This is a genomic window from Streptomyces sp. NPDC007157, from assembly GCF_040634235.1.
Classification (GTDB): Bacteria; Actinomycetota; Actinomycetes; order Streptomycetales; family Streptomycetaceae; genus Streptomyces.
Genome location: NZ_JBEYFE010000016.1, coordinates 191,796 through 208,649, shown reverse-complemented (window position 1 = coordinate 208,649; position 16,854 = coordinate 191,796). Strand labels below are relative to the sequence as shown.

Sequence of the window (16,854 nt, the reverse complement as noted above, 5' to 3'; positions counted from 1 at the left end):
CGCTTCCTGTGGGCCCCTCTGGAGTTTGCATGTCACTCACCTATGACGTCCGTCTCTACTCCATCGAGATCCGTAAGGATCGTCCGAAGCCGTACCGTCTCCGTTGGCTCGTCGGGGAGCGCAAGCACTCCAAGAGCTACACGCTCAAAGTGCAGGCGGAAGGCCGCCGTTCGGAACTCATGTCCGCTGTACGGCGCGGCGACCAGTTCGACGAGGAGACCGGCCTGCCGGTCTCCGAGCTGCGCGCGAAGCAAGGTTCCATTACCTGGTACGAGCACACCCGTACGTACGTCGACCGCAAGTGGACGTTGGCGCCGGCCAAGTCACGGAAGAACTACGCCGACGCGCTCGCCACGATCACCCCCGCCCTCGTGAAGACGAAGAGCGGCATGCCCGATCCGGCGCTACTGCGACGTGCTCTCTACGGGTGGGCGTACAACCGGAACCGCTGGACCGAGACCGCGCCGGACGACGTGACCGGCGCCCTGGCATGGATCGCCAAGCACTCCATGCCGGTCTCCTCACTGGAAGACCCGGCGACGGTCCGGCTGGCCCTGGACGCTCTCGCTCTGAGGCTGGACGGGAAGGAGGCTTCACCGCGCACCGCGAAGCGAAAGCGGGCGTGCCTGAGCGACGTTCTCGGACTGGCGGTCGAAAAGCAGTACTTCACCATGCCGGTCAACCCGCTCTCAGCCGTGAAGTGGACGGCCCCGAAGTCAGTCGAGGCAGTCGACCCCGAGAGCGTCGCCAACCCTCGCCAGGTGCGGGCACTGTTGGCGGGGGTCCGCGAGCAGGGGTCGCGCGGGCGGCACCTGGAAGCGTTCTTCGGGTGCCTGTACTACGCGGCCATGCGTCCGGCTGAGGCTGCCGGACTGCGTGCGGATCAGTGCGACCTACCGAAGACGGGATGGGGGATGCTCACCCTCCGTCAGGGCGTCGTCCGGGCAGGACGGAGCTGGACGAACGACGGAGCGGCACACGAGACCCGCCACCTGAAGGCGCGCGCCAAGAAGGACTCCCGCCCAGTGCCGATCCCGCCGCACTTCGTCCGCATGCTGAGGGAGCACATCGCCACGCACGGCACGGCGCCGGACGGCCGACTCTTCCGGACCAGCCGCAACGGCCTACTTCAGGAGACCGGCTACGGGGAGGTATGGGCGAAGGCTCGACAAAATGTGCTGAGCGAGGCGGAGACGTCCTCATTGCTCGCCCGCCGTCCCTACGACCTTCGGCATGCCGGGGTGTCGTTCTGGCTCAGCTCCGGCGTAGACGCCATGGAGTGCGCCCGGCGGGCCGGCCACAGCATCGCGGTCTTGCACAAGGTGTACGCCAAGGTGCTGGACCAGACCCGGGAGCAGGCCAACAGCCGGATCGATGTCGCACTTCGGGAGTGGAACGAACCCGGGTGATCATGCTCACCCTCGGGGGACACCTGGGGGACACGGGCTGACCGGTAGTGGGATTTGGGCGGAACGGGGTGAGACACGTCCACGTCCCGTCCATACCGAATCGAACGGAGCCGATCAACAAGAAACCCCCTCTGACCAGGCTAAGAACCTGTTCAGAGGGGGTCTTCCCCAAAGTGGCGGCGCCAGGATTCGAACCTGGGAAGGCTGAGCCGGCAGATTTACAGTCTGCTCCCTTTGGCCGCTCGGGCACACCGCCGGGGTTTGCCACCAAGTCGAACCGTTTTTCGGCGGTGCTCCCTGGCAACGACGTAAACAATACCCGATCCCAAGGGGTGCTCCGCCACCCGATTGATCTGCGCTCGCGAGACGTGGGGTGGCTAGGCTGGTGCGGATGCGGCCCGGTCCCCACACCAGGCGCGGTCGCCGTCACGCACCGGAACGCATCCCGTTACGCCCCCCGATACAAGGAGCCACAGGACATGGCCGACTCCAGTTTCGACATCGTCTCGAAGGTCGAGCGGCAGGAGGTCGACAACGCCCTCAACCAGGCCGCCAAGGAGGTCTCGCAGCGTTATGACTTCAAGGGCGTGGACGCCTCGATCGCCTGGTCCGGCGAGAAGATCCTGATGCAGGCGAACTCCGAGGAGCGGGTCAAGGCCATCCTCGACGTCTTCCAGTCGAAGCTGATCAAGCGCGGCATCTCGCTGAAGGCGCTCGACGCGGGTGAGCCGCAGCTCTCCGGCAAGGAGTACAAGATCTTCGCGTCGATCGAGGAGGGCATCTCCCAGGAGAACGCGAAGAAGGTCGCGAAGATCATCCGGGACGAGGGTCCCAAGGGCGTGAAGGCCCAGGTCCAGGGCGACGAACTGCGCGTCAGCTCCAAGAACCGCGACGACCTCCAGGCCGTGATCGCGCTCCTGAAGGGCCAGGACCTCGACTTCGCACTCCAGTTCGTGAACTACCGGTAGTCACCGCGGGCCGAGGTATGACGAAGGGTGGGCGCCCTCGGTGCCCACCCTTCTCCTCTGCAGGCCGGGGCCGGCCGCGGCTGGGCGCTCAGTCGCGCGAATTGCCGAAGAGGAGGCGGTAGAGGATCAGCAGGACCAACGAACCGCCGATCGCCGCCACCCAGGTCGCGCCGTCGTAGAAGTCCTTGGCGATGGGGTGGTCCAGCCAGCGTGCCGATATCCAGCCGCCGAGGAACGCACCCACGATGCCGATGAGGGTCGTGCCGATGAAGCCGCCCGGGTCGCGTCCCGGCAGCAGGATTTTGGCGATGGCGCCGGCCAACAGTCCCAGGATGATCCAACTGATGATGCCCATGCCCTGAACCTGCCCTTCCGCGCTGGGTTCGCACTGTTCCGGCCCTGTGATCTCCTTCTCGGCCGGCTGTGTCGGACAGGCCGTCCGAGTCATCCGCAGATGGCCGTCACACGTGTGTTCGTGCCCTGTCGATGACGAGGACGCCATGGCGACACCTCGCGGTTGCGGCGATCAGTAGGGTGCGGCGCATGGCTTCCTCCCCTCCTGGCCTGCGGCGCACGCTGGGCGTGCACGACGCCGTGGTCGTCGGCCTCGGCGCGATGATCGGAGCAGGCGTGTTCTCGGCGCTGGGCCCGGCGGCCCGCGCCGCCGGGTCGGGGCTGCTGCCGGGGCTGGCCGTCGCAGCCCTGGTCGCCTACTGCAACGCCATGTCCTCGGCCCGCCTCGCCGCCCGCTACCCGCAGTCCGGCGGCACCTACGTGTACGGACGGGAGCGGCTCGGCGCCTTCTGGGGGTATCTCGCGGGCTGGGCGTTCGTCGTCGGCAAGACGGCGTCCTGCGCCGCGATGGCGCTCACCGTGGGCTCCTACGCATGGCCGGGGCAGGCGCACGCGGTTGCGGTCGCGGCAGTGGTGGCACTGACCGCCGTGAACTACGGCGGTATCCAGAAGTCGGCCTGGCTGACGCGGCTCATCGTCGCCCTGGTGCTGGCGGTCCTCGCTTCCGTGGTGGCCGTGTGCCTGACGTCCGGGCGAGCGGACGCCGGGCGGCTGGACATCGGCCTGTCATCGGGTGTGGTCGGCGTGCTTCAGGCGGCCGGCCTGCTGTTCTTCGCGTTCGCCGGGTACGCGCGGATCGCGACCCTCGGTGAGGAGGTGCGGGACCCGGCGCGCACCATCCCGCGCGCGATCCCGCTGGCCCTGGGTATCGCGCTGGTCGTGTACGCGTGCGTGGCGGTGGCCGTGCTCTCCGTGCTCGGCGCCGACGCGCTGGGACGGACGGGGGCGCCGCTGGCCGACGCGGTACGGGCGGCCGGGGTGCCGGGGCTGGTGCCCGTGGTACGGGTGGGTGCGGCGGTGGCCGCGCTCGGCTCGCTGCTGGCGCTGATCCTTGGCGTGTCACGGACCACGCTCGCCATGGCTCGTGACGGCCATCTGCCCCCGGCGCTGGCCGCCGTGCATCCGCGTTTCGAGGTCCCGCACCGCGCGGAGCTGGCCGTCGGCGCGGTGGTCGCCGTGGCGGCGGCGACGGTGGACCTCCGGGGTGCCATCGGTTTCTCCTCCTTCGGTGTGCTGGCGTACTACGCGGTGGCCAACGCCTCGGCCTGGACACTCGATCCGGCCCCGCGTGCCCGCGTGGTTCCGGTGGTGGGCCTGCTGGGCTGTACGGTGCTCGCCTTCGCGCTGCCGGTCATTTCGGTGGCCACGGGGGCCGCCGTGCTGGCCGCGGGCGCGGTGGCGTACGCCGTACGGCGGCGGGTGACGGCTCGGTAGCCGGCAGCCGCGCTCAGGAGGCCCGGTCCCTCAGGAGGCCTGTTCCGGCGCCGGAGCCGTGCGTATCCGGAAGTCGTCCCACGGCGCCAGATCCGTGCCCTCGCGGTCTCCTCGTACCAGCCCGTGCCGTTCAGCCAGACGCACAGCCAGTCGGTGAGGGTGGGCGCGTCCACGAACCAGGCTCCGTCGGCGCCGTCGGCGTTCGGCTCGTAGAGCAGGACCGTGGCCTGCGGGGTACGGCAGTCCACGCACGCGTACATACCGCAGCCCCAGTGGGAGATCGGCAGGACGCCCTCCGGCCAGGGCCACTCCGGGTTCTTGCGGCCGTACTCGCGGTTGGTGAGGTACTGGGCGACGGCGGCGGGTTCGCCGGAGGGAGCGGCGTCGAGCAGGGGCAGCAGGCCGTACGACGGGCCGAAGCCTCCGTCACCGACCTGCTCGTAGAGCGCGGTGAGGAGGCGCGGCAGGGGGAAGCCCAGGGCTTCCCGGGCGCGGTCGAGGGTGGCTGCGTCGACGGGTGCGGGGAGTGAAGGCCAGCCCCACGGACGGGAGTCGCGGGCCTGTACGGCCACCCGTGTCAGCAACTGCTCGATCTCGGTCATGGCTTCATGATGCAGGCCGCCACGGACAATCGCGGCGGCCTGTGGACAACCCTTGACCCGGGTGCGGGCCTGTGGACAACTCGTGTGGGGCAAGCCCCGGATGAGGTGTGGTCAGCGATTCCCGAACGGCTGGTCCGTGGGCACGATCTCGCGTCCCAGCGGAAGCAGGGAGACCGGAATCAGCTTGAAGTTGGCGATGCCGAAGGGGATCCCGATGATCGTCAGGCACATCACGACACCGGTGACGATGTGAGCGAGGGCCAGCCACCAGCCCGCGAGGACCAGCCACAGGACGTTGCCGACGCAGGAGGGGGCGCCGGCGTCCCGCCGCTCGACGGTCGTGTATCCGAAGGGCCACAGGGCGTAGACGCCGATACGGAAGGCCGCTATCCCGAACGGGATGCCGATGATCGTGATGCAGAGGATCACGCCCGCCAGCAGGTAGCCGAGGAACAGCCAGAAGCCGCTCAGGACGAGCCAAATGACGTTCAGGATGGTCTTCACTGCGGGCGACCTGCCATCTTCTCTAGCCGGGCGATCCGCTCCGCCATGGGCGGATGCGTCGAGAACATCTTGGACAGTCCCTGGCCCGGGCGGAAGGGGTTCGCGATCATCATGTGGCTCGCGGTCTCGATCCGGGGCTCGGGGGGCAGCGGGAGCTGCTTGGTACCGGCCTCCAGCTTGCGCAGGGCGCTGGCGAGGGCGAGCGGGTCGCCGGTGAGCTGGGCGCCCGAGGCGTCCGCCTCGTACTCCCGGGAGCGGCTGATGGCGAGCTGGATGAGGGTGGCGGCGAGCGGGCCCAGGATCATGATCAGCAGCAGGCCGAGGAAGCCGGGGCCGTCGTCGTCGTCCGAACGGCCGACCGGGATCAGCCAGGCGAAGTTGACCAGGAACATGATCACCGAGGCGAGGGCGCCGGCGACCGACGAGATGAGGATGTCGCGGTTGTAGACGTGGCTGAGCTCGTGGCCGATCACACCCCGCAGTTCGCGCTCGTCCAGGATGCGCAGGATGCCTTCCGTGCAGCACACGGCGGCGTTGCGCGGGTTGCGGCCGGTCGCGAAGGCGTTCGGGGCCTCCGTCGGGGAGATGTACAGGCGGGGCATGGGCTGGCGGGCCTGGGTGGAGAGGTCGCGGACCATCCGGTACAGGGCCGGCGCCTCGAATTCGCTCACCGGGCGGGCGCGCATCGCGCGTAGCGCCAGTTTGTCGCTGTTCCAGTACGCGTACGCGTTCGTGCCGAGGGCGACGAGGACCGCGACGATCAGACCCGTCCGGCCGAAGAAGCTGCCGATGACGATGATGAGTGCCGACAGTCCCCCGAGGAGAACTGCCGTCCTGAGTCCGTTGTGCCGGCGGTGCACGGTACGCCCTCCAAGTCGTGCGGCAGGGGAACCCTTTGCCTGCGGTGCTGCCTTCCGATCTGCGATGCCACCGGTGTCGTGGTGTCACGTCCAGTGGACCCTTCCGCACTGGTCAACGCCAGGCGACGGCCACTAGTTCCCTTGTGTCCGCTGTGCGCCGCGTGAGCCGTCCGGGTGAGAGCGGGGCCCTCGTGTGCGGTGGTCTGCACGCGCGTGCGTGCAGGGCGTCAGAACAGGCCGGTGGCGGCGAAGCGGAGCACCAGCTGGGGCGCGCCGGAGAGGGCGACGCCGAGGGCGCCGGTGAGGGCGAGCGCGGCGGTGAGGGGGGCCGGGAGGCGGTGCTTGGTGGTCTCGCCTTCGGGGGCGCGGAACAGCAGGGCCGTCCATTGGAGGTAGTAGTAGAGGGCGATCACGACGTTGACGGCCATGACGACGGCCAGCCAGCCGAGACCGGCGTCGACGGCCGCCGAGAAGACGGTGACCTTGGCGAAGAGTCCGACGAGGCCGGGCGGGAGTCCGGCCAGGCACAGCAGGAAGAACGCCAGGAGCAGCGCGGTCAGCGGGTTCTTGCCGTACAGGCCTCGGTAGTCGGAAAGCCGGTTGAGTTCCTTCGTGCGGCCGACCAGGGCGGCCACCGCGAAGGCGCCGAGGTTCACGGCCCCGTACATGAGGGCGTAGGCGACGGTGGAGCCGATGGCCTTCTGGGGGTCCTTGGCGTATCCGGCGGCGGCGATCGGCACGAGCAGATAGCCGGCCTGGCCCACCGACGACCAGGCGAGCAGTCGTACCGCGCTGTACGCGCGCGTGGCCTGCTGGCGCAGGGCTGCGACGTTGCCGACGGTCATGGTGAGGGCGGCCAGGGCGGCGAGTGCGGGGCCCCAGACGTCGGCGTACGACGGGAAGGCGACGACGGTGACCAGGATCAGGCCGGAGAAGCCGACGGCCTTGCCGACGACCGACAGGTAGGCGGCGATGGGGAGCGGGGCGCCGACGTAGGTGTCGGGGACCCAGAAGTGGAAGGGGACGGCGGCCGTCTTGAACGCGAAACCCACAAGGGTGAGGACGACGCCCGTCTGGGCGAGGGTGTGCAGCTGGCCGTCGACGTGCTGGATGCGGTCGGCGACCTGGGTGAGGTAGAGGCTGCCGGTGGTGGCGTACACGAAGCTGACGCCCAGGAGGCTGACGGCGGTCGCGGTCACCGAGGACAGGAAGAACTTCAGGGCGGCTTCGGAGGACTTCGCGTCGCCGTGCCTGATGCCGACGAGGGCGAAGGCGGGCAGGGATGCGACCTCCAGAGCGACGATCAGGGTGGCGAGGTCGCGGGAGGCGGGCAGCAGGGCGGCGCCGGCTGCCGAGGAGAGCAGCAGGAACCAGAACTCGCCCTGGGGGTAACGGCGGTTGCCGTCCTTGAGGGTGGTGACGGACAGCAGGGCCGTGAGCAGGGCGCCGCCGAGCACCAGGAACTGCACGACCAGGGTGAACCGGTCGGCCGTGTAGCTGCACGCACGCGTGGCGCCCGTCAGGCAGAAGGTGCTGCGGTCGTGGTCCAGGAGCGGCAGCAGCAGGACGGCGGACGCGGCGAGTCCGGCGACCGAGACCCAGCCGAGGATCGGCTTCCTGGCCTCGGGCACGAACAGGTCGGCGACCAGGACGGCGAGTGCGACGACCGCGGTGAGGGTGGGCGGGGCGACGGCGAGCCAGTCGACGGACTGGACGAGGTTCGCGGCCAGCGGCTGGGCCAGGGCGCTCATCGGGGGCCTCCTGCGAGGAGCTGCTGCACGGCCGGGTCGGTCAGCCCGAGCAGGGCCTTCGGCCACAGTCCGGCGATGACGGTGAGGGCGACGAGCGGAGTCCAGGCCGCGAACTCGTAGGTGCGGACGTCGGCGAGTTCCGGCATGTCCTGCGGTACGGCGCCCATACAGACGCGGCGGACCACGGCCAGCATGTAGGCGGCGGTGAGCAGGGTGCCGAACGCGGCGATCGCCATGAAGGTCAGGAAGGCCGGGCGGCTGAGGCCCGCGGCGGGCTTGAACGCGCCGAAGAGGGCCAGCATCTCGCCCCAGAACCCGGCCAGTCCGGGCAGCCCGAGCGAGGCGACGGCGGCGAACGCGAGCAGTCCGCCGAGGCGCGGTGCCTTGCCGTACAGCGCGGCGCCCGTCTCCTCGGCGAGGGTGTCCAGGTCGGTCGTGCCGGTACGGTCCTTCAGGCCGCCGACCAGGAAGAACAGCAGGCCGGTGATGAGGCCGTGGGCGATGTTGGCGAACAGGGCGCCGTTGACGCCGGTCGGGGTCATGGTGGCGATGCCGAGCAGGACGAAGCCCATGTGGCCGACGGAGGAGTAGGCGATCAGGCGCTTGAGGTCGCCCTTCGCGCCCCGTTTGGCCAGGTTCAGGCAGGCCAGGGACCCGTAGATGATCCCGACGACGGCGAAGGCGGCGAGGTACGGCGCGAAGGTGCGGAATCCGTCCGGCGCGACCGGCAGCAGGATCCGGACGAACCCGTACGTACCCATTTTGAGCATGACACCGGCCAGCAGGACCGAGCCGACGGTCGGCGCGGCGGTGTGGGCGTCCGGCAGCCAGCTGTGCAGGGGCCACATCGGGGTCTTGACCGCAAGGCCGATCCCGACTGCCAGAACGGCGATGACCTGCACGGATGTGCTAAGCGACCGGCCGTTGTCAGTGGCGAGTGCCACCATGTCGAACGTGCCCGCCTTGATTCCGATCAGGAGCAGGCCGAGCAGCATGACGACGGATCCGAGCAGGGTGAAGAGGATGAACTTCCAGGCGGCCCGGGTGCGCCCCGCGCCGCCCCAGCGGGCGATGAGGAAGTACATCGGGATGAGGACCGTCTCGAACGCGACGAAGAACAGCAGCAGGTCGAGGACGGCGAAGCTGGCGAGGGTGCCGGACTCCAGGACGAGCAACAGGGCGACGAAGGCCTTCGGGGACGGACCCGCGGGCATGTTGAAGTACGTGTAGAGCGCGCAGAGGAAGGTCAACAGCGCGGTCAGGAGCACAAGGGGGAGAGAGATGCCGTCGATGCCGAGGTGGATGCGCACGTCGAGTGCGGGGATCCAACTGATGTCGGTCGTGGCCTGCATCCTCGACGGATGGTCGTGGTCGAAGCCGAGCGCGAGGACGATCGCGGCGATGAGGATCGCGCCGGTCACGGTCACGCCGTGGCGGAGCACGGCCTGCTCGGGCGACTTCCCCTTCAGCCCGGGCGGGGCGGGGAGCAGGGCGGTGACGGCGCCGAGGAGCGGGCCGACCACGATCAGTGCCAGAAGGAACTGCATCACGGACTCGTTGATATCGATCACGCCTGCTCACGCTCCCGTGGCGACGAGGAGGACGGCGACCGCCAGGACGACGGTGCCGGCGAGCAGCGCGCTCACATAGGTCTGGACGTTGCCGGTCTGGGCGCGGCGCACGGCGGCGCCGAGCAGGCGGGGTGCGGCGGCCGCGCCGCGGACGTAGGTGTCGACGACCTCGCGGTCCAGGAACTGCACGAGGCTCGCCGCGGCCAGGACCGGGCGGACGAACAGCACGTCGTACACGGCGTCGAGGTGGAATCCTTCGGCGGCGTGCCGGCGCAGCGGGCCGAGCAACAGCCGGGCGGGGTCCGCGGGGTCGGGTGCGTAGGCCACGTCGCCGAAGGCGGGTTCGTGGGTGGCGATGGCCTCGGCCTCGACCAGTCCGGCGTCGCCCTCGGGGTGCGCGGCGACGGCACCGATCGGGGCGCGGGCGGCCAGCGCGCTGGTGCGCTGCCATACGCCGTAGGTGAGGAGTCCGCCGACGAGCGCGAGGCCGGTGCCGAGGATCGAGGTGGTGAGGGTCGGGGTGAGGTCGCGGCCGTCGAACCAGTCGGGCAGTGACCGGTAGGCGAACCCGCCGAAGGCGAGGGACGGAACGGCCAGGACCCACAGCACCACCGTCATGGACAGCGGTTGCCGGCCGTGGTCCGGGGCCTCGGTGCCCCGGCCCCGGAAGGCGAGCAGCCACAACCGCGTCGCGTACGCGGCGGTGAGCAGGGCGGTGAGCAGGCCGGCGACGAGGACGATCCAGCCGGCGCTGCCGGGGGCGTGCGCGGTGTGGCCGGTGGCCGCGTGCTCGGCGGCGCCCAGGACGGACTCCTTGGAGAAGAAGCCGCTGAAGGGTGGGATCGCCGCCAGCGCGAGGAGCGCCACGGTCATCGTCCAGTAGGCGTCCGGGACGCGTTGGCGCAGTCCGGAGGTGCGGGACATGACGGCCAGCGAGTTGGTACCGGCGGCGTGGATGACCACGCCGGCCGCGAGGAACAGCAGCGCCTTGAAGGCACCGTGGGACAGGAGGTGGAAGACGGCGGCACCGCGGTCGCCGACGGCGAGGGCACCGGTCATGTAGCCGAGCTGGCCGATCGTCGAGTAGGCGAGGACGCGCTTGATGTCGTCCTGGGCGAGGGCGGCGAGGGCCGAACCGACCATCGTGACGGCGCCCATGGCGGCGAGCACGATCATCACGGCCGCACTGGCCTCGAAGACCGGAAGGAGACGGGCGACGAAGTAGATACCGGCGGCGACCATCGTGGCGGCGTGGATCAGCGCGGAGACGGGGGTCGGGCCCGCCATGGCGTCGGGGAGCCAGGTGTGCAGCGGGAACTGCGCCGACTTGCCCGCCACGCCGCACAGGAGCAGCAGGGCGACCAGGGCCGGGTGGTGCAGTCCGCCGTTCGCGACAGTGCTGAGGATCGTCGTGATGCGGAAGGAGCCGGCGTCGGTGGCGAGCGCGAACAGGCCGATCAGGAACGGCACGTCGCCGAGCTTGGTGACCAGGAAGGCCTTGATGGAGGCGGCACGGGCCTCGGGGGTCTCCCAGTAGTGGCCGACCAGGAAGTAGGAGCAGATACCCATGACTTCCCAGCCGACCAGCAGCACGATCAGGTCGCCGGAGTAGACGACCAGCAGCATCGCGGAGGTGAAGAGGGAGACGAGGGCGGCGTACGAGGAGTAGCGCGGGTCGTCGCGCAGGTAGCCGGTCGAGTAGATCTGCACGCAGGTGGCGACGAAGGCGACCAGGACGGCGACGAGGGCGGCGAAGCCGTCGATGTACAGGGCGAGTTCGATCGGGACGGAGCCGGTCGGGGTGAGCTCGGTGTGGGCGGTGACGGCCCGGCCACCGCCCTGGTCCACGGCGACCGTGATGGCCAGCGCGAGCGCGGCGAGGGTCGGCAGGACCGCGAGCGGGCGTAGGAAACCGGGAGCCGTGCGTCCCACGAGCAGGCCGGCCGCGGCGGCGAGGAAGGGCAGGAGAGGGACGAGGACGGCGAGGTTGGTCGTGGTCACGCGGTGGCCTCAGCCTTCTCGTCGGCCGTCCCGTCCGTGGGCGTGCCGTGCTCGTGGCCCTCGGCGGTGTCGCGGAGCCGGTCGATGTCGGAGGTGCCGCGGTTGCGGTAGACGGCGAGGACGATCGCCAGGCCGATGCCGATCTCGGCGGCGGCGATGGCGATGGTGAACAGGGTCAGCGCCTGGCCGGAGTGCAGGGTGTCCCGGGCGGCCTTGCTCAGCCACACGTCGAAGGCGACGAGGTTGAGGTTGACGGCGTTGAGCATCAGCTCGACCGACATCAGGACCAGGATCGCGTTGCGGCGGCCGAGGACGCCGTACAGGCCGGTGCAGAAGAGGAGCACGGAGAGGACGGCGGGATAGGCGAGATGCATCAGCGGGCGCCTTCCTGCTCGATCGGGTGAATACCGGAATCCGTGACGGAGGGGGAACTCTGTGTGACGGCCCGGCCGTTCACAGGGGGCGGGGCCGAGACCGCCTTCGCCTTCCGGGACAGGACGATCGCACCGACCAGGGCCGCGAGGAGGAGGACGGAGAGGGCCTCGAAGGGCAGGACCCAGTTCTGGAAGAGGCTCTCGCCGGTGACCTTCGTCGAACCGGCGGCGGGTCCGTCCAGGTCGATCCAGGTGGTACGGAAGGCGTCCACGACCACCCAGACCAGGGCGGCCGCGGCGACCACGGCGACGGCCAGCGCGGCCCACCGGTTCCCGGAGTCGGCGTCCGGGGAGCGGCCGATCGGGGCCTTGGTGAGCATCAGACCGAAGAGAAGGAGGACGACTACGGAGCCCACATAGATGAGGACCTGCACCCAGGCGATGAACTCGGCGGTGAGCAGCAGGTATTCGACGGCGAGACCGCCGAGCGCGACCACCAGCCACAGGGCGGCGTGCACCAGCTGGCGGGTGGTGACCGTGACGAGGGCGGCGCCGAAGGTGACCAGGCCGACGAGGAGAAAGGCGATCTCCACACCCGTCGGGGACAGGAAGCCGTGCGGCGCCTGGGCGAGGGGGCTCACGACTCCCCCTCCCGCGGCTCGGCCTGCGCGGCCGCGAGCTTCTCGGCGGTCTTCCGAGCGGCGGCGATCTCCTTCGGTTCCTCCGCGCCGGGGTCGAGAGCGGGCGGGGCCGGGACCGTCCACATCCACTCGCGGAGCTTGTCGCGCTCGTGGGTGAGTTCGTGGATGTCGGTCTCGGCGTACTCGAACTCCGGAGACCAGAACAGGGCGTCGAAAGGACAGACCTCGATGCAGATACCGCAGTACATGCACAGGGAGAAGTCGATGGCGAAGCGGTCCAGGACGTTGCGGCTGCGTTCGCGGCCGCCCGGGGCCGCCGCCGGGACGGTCTCCTTGTGGGAGTCGATGTAGATGCACCAGTCGGGGCACTCACGGGCGCAGAGCATGCAGACCGTGCAGTTCTCCTCGAACAGGCCGATCACGCCGCGGGTGCGGGGCGGGAGCTCGGGCAGGGCGTCCGGGTACTGCTCGGTGACCGTCTTCCGGGTCATCGTGCGCAGGGTGACGGCCAGGCCCTTGGCGAGGCCGCTGCCGGGAATGGGGGCCACGGTTAGGAGATCACCACCTTGACGATGCCGGTGAGGGCGATCTGAGCGAGGGAAAGGGGGACGAGGAGGGTCCAGGAGAACTTCTGCAGCTGGTCCTCGCGCAGCCGGGGGTAGGTCACGCGGAGCCAGATCACGACGAAGGCGAGGAGCGCCGCCTTCAGGAGGGTCCACAGCCAGCCGAGGCCGTCGGCTCCCCACGGGCCGTGCCAGCCGCCGAGGAAGAGGACGGTGGTCAGACCGCACAGGACGACGATCCCGGCGTACTCGGCGAGCAGGAACAGGGCGAAGCGCAGCCCGGTGTACTCGGTGTACGCGCCGAAGATGATCTCCGTGTCGGCGACGGGCATGTCGAAGGGGGGTCGCTGGAGTTCCGCGAGGCCGGCGACGAAGAAGACCAGGCCTCCGGTGATCTGCCAGGGCAGCCACCACCAGTGGAAGGCGCCGACGATGCCCGGCAGGGAGACCGTGCCGGCCGCCATCGCCACGGAGGCGGCGGCGAGCAGCATGGGGAGTTCGTAGGCGAGGAGTTGGGCGGCGGTACGCAGACCGCCGAGGAGGGAGAACTTGTTGGCGCTGGCCCAGCCGGCCATGAGCGAGCCGAGGACGCCGATGCCCATCACGGCCAGCACGAAGAACACACCCGCGTCCAGGACCTGGCCGACGGCACCCTCGCCGGGGCCGATCGGGATGGCGAGGAGCACGAGCAGATACGGGAGGAGTGCCACCGCGGGCGCCAGCTGGAAGATACGGCGGTCCGCGCCGGCCGGGACCACGTCCTCCTTCTGCGCGAACTTCACGCCGTCGGCGATCAGCTGGGCCCAGCCGTGGAAACCACCGGCGTACATCGGGCCGAGGCGGCCCTGCATATGGGCCATCACCTTGTGCTCGGTCTGACCGACGATCAAGGGGAAGGTGAGGAAGACGACGAACACGACGAGGAGTCGCAGGCCGACGTCCAGAGCGTCGTTCACTGCGGGCCTCCAGGGCGGTCTTCGCGGGGGGCGGGTTGCTGTTCGGAGGTGACGTCGTCCGGGGTCGAGGTTCCAGGGTTGGGAGGAGCGTCGGAGGCCGGGTCCTGAGGGTCGGGAGCGTCGGCGGCCGAGGCGTCGGCGGAGTCGGTGGACGAGGTCTCAGGTACGGCGCCCTCTGAGTCCTCGGCGCCCTCGGACGCGGCAGGCTTCGGCTCTGTCCGCTCGGTGGGCGAGACCGGCTCGGTCGGCTCGGTCTGCTCGGTCTGCTCGGTCTGTTCGGTCGGCGACACCGGCTCGGTCTGCTCGGTCGACGAGACCGACTCGACTGGCGTGACCGGCTCGGTCGGCGAGACAGGCTCGGCTGGCGTGACCGACTCAGTCGGCTCGGTCGATGAGACAGGTTCGGTCGATGAGACAGGTTCGGTCGACGAGACAGGTTCGGTCGGCGTGTGCCGTGGTTCCCCGCCTCCGGGTTCGCCGTAAGCCGGGCGGGCGTGGTGCCACGGGGCATCGGGGCTGCGCGGGGTCGAGGAGCGGCCCGGGGTGGCCGGTTCTGTCGCCGGTGCCGGCTGCTGCGCGCGCTGCGACGCGGAGCCGCCAGAGGCGCTACGTGCCCGGCGTGGCCCCCGGGGAGCGGCCGCCGTCGGCTCCTGCGTCGGAGCGGTCTCGCCCGCTGCGGATGCCGCCCGCTGCGAGGCAGACCCCTCGCTCACACTGCGCCCCCGGCGCGGAGCCGTCGGCAACTGCTCGGACACGTCCCGCTGGGAAGCAGACCCCTCCCCCTCACTCCGCCCTCGGTCCGGAGCCACCGGAGACTGCTCCCCAGAGGCGGGCCGCTGCGAGGCGGAGCCTTCGGTCGCGCTCCGCGCCCGGCGCGGGGTGGCCGTCGATGGCTGCTCCCCAGACGCGGGCCGCTGTGAAGCGGATCCTTCGGTCGCACTGCGTGCCCGGCGCGGAGTGGCCGTCGGATGTGGCTCGGTGGGCGACGCCTCCGCCGTGGGCGTCGGCGCGGTCGGGTCCGCCGCGTCGGTCGTCCGGCCGGCCGAGCCCTCCGCTGCCGTGCGAGAACGGCGTACCGGGCGTTCACCGGGTGCGCCGGTCGGGCGTTCGCCGGTGGGGCGGCCCGCGGCGGCTCGGGCCGGGCGGGCGGGGGCAGCGGGGAGCCGGCCCTTCAGGGGGCCCCATTCGTTGGGGTCGGGGACGCCCGGGGGGAGCATCTGGCGGCGCCTGGGGCCGCCGTGGTCGGACTCTCCGGGTTCCTTGGCGCCGGGCCAGGCCTTGGCGACGCGGGCCGCCAGGACGAAGTCCTTGCGGAGGGGGTGGCCCTCGAAGGTTTCCGGGAGGAGGAGATGGTCCAGGCCGGGGTGGCCGGAGAAGCGGACGCCGAACATCTCGTGGGTCTCGCGTTCGTGCCAGCGGGCGCCCGCGTAGACGCCGACGGCGGAGGGGAGTTCGGCGGCGGAGTGCGGCACGGTCGTCCGCAGGAGCAGGCGGCGGACCGGGGCGAGGGCGACGACGTGGGCGGAGACGCGGAAGCCGGTGCCGGGTTCGTCGACCGCGCTCATCCAGTCGAAGAAGGTGCAGCTCAGGGTCGTGCGGGCAGTCTCCAGGGCGGTGAGCCAGGAGGCGGCAGGGACGTCGACCGTGAGGACCTCGTAGGACTCCTCGGCCGTGGCGTCCGGGCCGAAGAGTTCGTCCACGGGGGCGGGGAGCCAGCCGGTGGGGGCCGTCATCACGCGCCTCCGTCGGCGGTGGGGGCCGGTGGCCGCACCAGTCCGCTCTGGAGGGCGGCGGCGGACGGGCGGGGGGTGGCGTAGCGCTCGCCCAGGGACTCCGCCGCGATCTTCTCCTGGAGTTTGAGGATGCCCTGGAGGAGCGCCTCGGGGCGCGGCGGGCACCCGGGGACGTAGACGTCGACCGGGATGATCTGGTCGACGCCCTTGGTGACGGAGTAGGAGTCCCAGTACGGGCCGCCGCAGTTGCTGCACGCGCCGAAGGAGATGACGTACTTGGGCTCGGGCATCTGCTCGTACAGGCGCTTGATGGCCGGGGCCATCTTGTCGGTGACCGTGCCCGAGACCACCATCAGGTCGGCCTGGCGGGGGCCCGGTGCGAAGGGGATCACCCCGAGGCGGATGAAGTCGTGGCGGGCCATCGACGCGGCGATGAACTCGATCGCACAGCAGGCGAGGCCGAAGTTGAAGACCCAGAGCGAGTACCGGCGGCCCCAGTTGAGGACGACCTTCATCGGCTCGGGGGCGAGACGGGCGAGCGCGCCCAACCGTTGCGGTTCCGGGAGCAGCACGGGCTCCGACGGCGTCACGTCCATGTCAGGACGCCCTTCTTGTATGCGTACAGCAGGCCGACGGCCAGGAAGCCGAGGAAGACGAACATCTCCACGAGCGTGGTGGCACCGTAGCCGGGGGCGGCGAAGACCGTCGCCCAGGGGAACAGGAAGATCGAGTCGACCGCGAAGATGACGTAGAGGAAGGCGTAGACGTAGTAGCGGACCTGGGTGTGAGCCCAGCCCTCGCCGACGGGGTCGACACCGCACTCGTAGGTCAGGAGTTTCTCGGGGGTGGGGACCACGGGGCGCAGCAGCCGGCCGGCACCGAAGGCGACGGCGACGAAGAGCACGCCGAGCAGGGTCAGTAGTCCTACGACCGAGTAGGACGCGAAGTAGTCCGCGGCGACGACCACGGTCGGCTCACCGTTCACCGTCTCCCACATCGTCCGTCCCCTCGCTCCCTCGACAGACAAAGGGCCGGTCCAGGCCCCGCGTCGTGACCTCAGTCAACTCTTGATTCGACGATCTGTACGCACGGGAGTCTAGGCCCTGATAAAGACACGGTAAGCAGCCCGTCAC

At 70.4% G+C, this 16,854-nt stretch carries 16 protein-coding genes, 1 tRNA gene and 1 pseudogene; 3 read left to right on the top strand and 15 right to left on the bottom strand.

The window, feature by feature from the left end; all coding sequences use genetic code 11:
* Positions 1-29 precede the first annotated feature (29 nt).
* The gene (locus tag ABZ642_RS27830; protein ID WP_360489175.1) at positions 30-1,409 is read left to right on the top strand and encodes a tyrosine-type recombinase/integrase; all 1,380 of its coding nucleotides are present in this window, start codon (positions 30-32) and stop codon (positions 1,407-1,409) included.
* A gap of 174 nt (positions 1,410-1,583) precedes the next feature.
* Here ABZ642_RS27830 and ABZ642_RS27825 read toward each other — a convergent pair.
* Positions 1,584-1,665 (bottom strand) — tRNA-Tyr (locus ABZ642_RS27825).
* A gap of 223 nt (positions 1,666-1,888) precedes the next feature.
* On the opposite strand from ABZ642_RS27825, the gene ABZ642_RS27820 reads away from it, so the two are divergent.
* Positions 1,889-2,377 (top strand): YajQ family cyclic di-GMP-binding protein, encoded by a 489-nt coding sequence (locus ABZ642_RS27820; protein WP_360489174.1) that lies wholly within the window; start codon positions 1,889-1,891, stop codon positions 2,375-2,377.
* A gap of 88 nt (positions 2,378-2,465) precedes the next feature.
* Here ABZ642_RS27820 and ABZ642_RS27815 read toward each other — a convergent pair whose 3' ends face one another.
* A complete protein-coding gene (locus ABZ642_RS27815; RefSeq protein ID WP_360489173.1) occupies positions 2,466-2,732 on the bottom strand; it encodes a GlsB/YeaQ/YmgE family stress response membrane protein in 267 nt (88 codons plus the stop codon).
* A 188-nt stretch (positions 2,733-2,920) separates the two neighbouring features.
* On the opposite strand from ABZ642_RS27815, the gene ABZ642_RS27810 reads away from it, so the two are divergent.
* Positions 2,921-4,165, top strand: coding sequence for an amino acid permease (locus ABZ642_RS27810; protein WP_360489172.1), 1,245 nt, complete (start codon positions 2,921-2,923; stop codon positions 4,163-4,165).
* A gap of 30 nt (positions 4,166-4,195) precedes the next feature.
* Here the strand turns inward: ABZ642_RS27810 and ABZ642_RS27805 are convergent.
* From ABZ642_RS27805 to ABZ642_RS27745, 13 genes and pseudogenes are all read right to left on the bottom strand, one after another.
* Positions 4,196-4,767, bottom strand: a pseudogene (locus tag ABZ642_RS27805) (SMI1/KNR4 family protein).
* Positions 4,768-4,878: 111 nt separating this feature from the next.
* Complete coding sequence (locus ABZ642_RS27800; protein WP_360489171.1) at positions 4,879-5,271, bottom strand: YccF domain-containing protein; 393 nt, start codon at positions 5,269-5,271, stop codon at positions 4,879-4,881.
* Positions 5,268-6,131 carry a zinc metalloprotease HtpX gene (gene htpX, locus ABZ642_RS27795; RefSeq protein ID WP_360489170.1) on the bottom strand — a complete coding sequence of 288 codons (864 nt, stop codon included), beginning with the start codon at positions 6,129-6,131 and terminating at the stop codon, positions 5,268-5,270. Before htpX ends, ABZ642_RS27800 begins: the two co-directional genes overlap by 4 nt.
* Before the next feature lie 227 nt (positions 6,132-6,358).
* Entirely contained in the window at positions 6,359-7,882 is a 1,524-nt protein-coding gene (locus ABZ642_RS27790) for an NADH-quinone oxidoreductase subunit N (protein WP_360489169.1), read from the bottom strand.
* On the bottom strand, positions 7,879-9,453 hold the full coding sequence (locus ABZ642_RS27785) for an NADH-quinone oxidoreductase subunit M (RefSeq protein WP_360489168.1): 1,575 nt from the start codon (positions 9,451-9,453) through the stop codon (positions 7,879-7,881). The genes ABZ642_RS27790 and ABZ642_RS27785 overlap by 4 nt, the downstream gene beginning before the upstream one ends.
* Positions 9,454-9,459: 6 nt before the next feature.
* A complete protein-coding gene (locus tag ABZ642_RS27780) occupies positions 9,460-11,454 on the bottom strand; it encodes an NADH-quinone oxidoreductase subunit L (RefSeq protein ID WP_360489167.1) in 1,995 nt (664 codons plus the stop codon).
* Positions 11,451-11,828 carry an NADH-quinone oxidoreductase subunit NuoK gene (nuoK, locus tag ABZ642_RS27775; RefSeq protein ID WP_360489166.1) on the bottom strand — a complete coding sequence of 126 codons (378 nt, stop codon included), beginning with the start codon at positions 11,826-11,828 and terminating at the stop codon, positions 11,451-11,453. Before nuoK ends, ABZ642_RS27780 begins: the two co-directional genes overlap by 4 nt.
* Positions 11,828-12,469, bottom strand: coding sequence for an NADH-quinone oxidoreductase subunit J (locus tag ABZ642_RS27770; RefSeq protein ID WP_360489165.1), 642 nt, complete (start codon positions 12,467-12,469; stop codon positions 11,828-11,830). The genes nuoK and ABZ642_RS27770 overlap by 1 nt, the downstream gene beginning before the upstream one ends.
* Positions 12,466-13,017: an NADH-quinone oxidoreductase subunit I gene (locus ABZ642_RS27765; RefSeq protein WP_360489164.1), complete on the bottom strand. Its 552-nt coding sequence runs from the start codon at positions 13,015-13,017 to the stop codon at positions 12,466-12,468. Before ABZ642_RS27765 ends, ABZ642_RS27770 begins: the two co-directional genes overlap by 4 nt.
* A 2-nt stretch (positions 13,018-13,019) precedes the next feature.
* Positions 13,020-13,988, bottom strand: coding sequence for a complex I subunit 1 family protein (locus ABZ642_RS27760; RefSeq protein WP_360489163.1), 969 nt, complete (start codon positions 13,986-13,988; stop codon positions 13,020-13,022).
* Positions 13,985-15,721 (bottom strand): NADH-quinone oxidoreductase subunit C, encoded by a 1,737-nt coding sequence (locus ABZ642_RS27755; protein ID WP_360489162.1) that lies wholly within the window; start codon positions 15,719-15,721, stop codon positions 13,985-13,987. Before ABZ642_RS27755 ends, ABZ642_RS27760 begins: the two co-directional genes overlap by 4 nt.
* Positions 15,721-16,317, bottom strand: coding sequence for an NADH-quinone oxidoreductase subunit B family protein (locus ABZ642_RS27750; protein WP_360489161.1), 597 nt, complete (start codon positions 16,315-16,317; stop codon positions 15,721-15,723). The genes ABZ642_RS27755 and ABZ642_RS27750 overlap by 1 nt, the downstream gene beginning before the upstream one ends.
* On the bottom strand, positions 16,308-16,718 hold the full coding sequence (locus ABZ642_RS27745; protein ID WP_360489160.1) for an NADH-quinone oxidoreductase subunit A: 411 nt from the start codon (positions 16,716-16,718) through the stop codon (positions 16,308-16,310). Before ABZ642_RS27745 ends, ABZ642_RS27750 begins: the two co-directional genes overlap by 10 nt.
* Positions 16,719-16,854 lie beyond the last annotated feature (136 nt).

Coding starts and splice junctions, on each gene's coding strand:
- ABZ642_RS27830 (WP_360489175.1), top strand. CDS start 30: ATGTCACTCACCTATGACGTCCGTCTCTACTCCATCGAGATCCGTAAG.
- ABZ642_RS27790 (WP_360489169.1), bottom strand. CDS start 7,882: ATGAGCGCCCTGGCCCAGCCGCTGGCCGCGAACCTCGTCCAGTCCGTC.
- ABZ642_RS27815 (WP_360489173.1), bottom strand. CDS start 2,732: ATGGGCATCATCAGTTGGATCATCCTGGGACTGTTGGCCGGCGCCATC.
- nuoK (WP_360489166.1), bottom strand. CDS start 11,828: ATGCATCTCGCCTATCCCGCCGTCCTCTCCGTGCTCCTCTTCTGCACC.
- ABZ642_RS27750 (WP_360489161.1), bottom strand. CDS start 16,317: ATGGACGTGACGCCGTCGGAGCCCGTGCTGCTCCCGGAACCGCAACGG.
- ABZ642_RS27755 (WP_360489162.1), bottom strand. CDS start 15,721: ATGACGGCCCCCACCGGCTGGCTCCCCGCCCCCGTGGACGAACTCTTC.
- ABZ642_RS27810 (WP_360489172.1), top strand. CDS start 2,921: ATGGCTTCCTCCCCTCCTGGCCTGCGGCGCACGCTGGGCGTGCACGAC.
- ABZ642_RS27820 (WP_360489174.1), top strand. CDS start 1,889: ATGGCCGACTCCAGTTTCGACATCGTCTCGAAGGTCGAGCGGCAGGAG.
- ABZ642_RS27745 (WP_360489160.1), bottom strand. CDS start 16,718: ATGTGGGAGACGGTGAACGGTGAGCCGACCGTGGTCGTCGCCGCGGAC.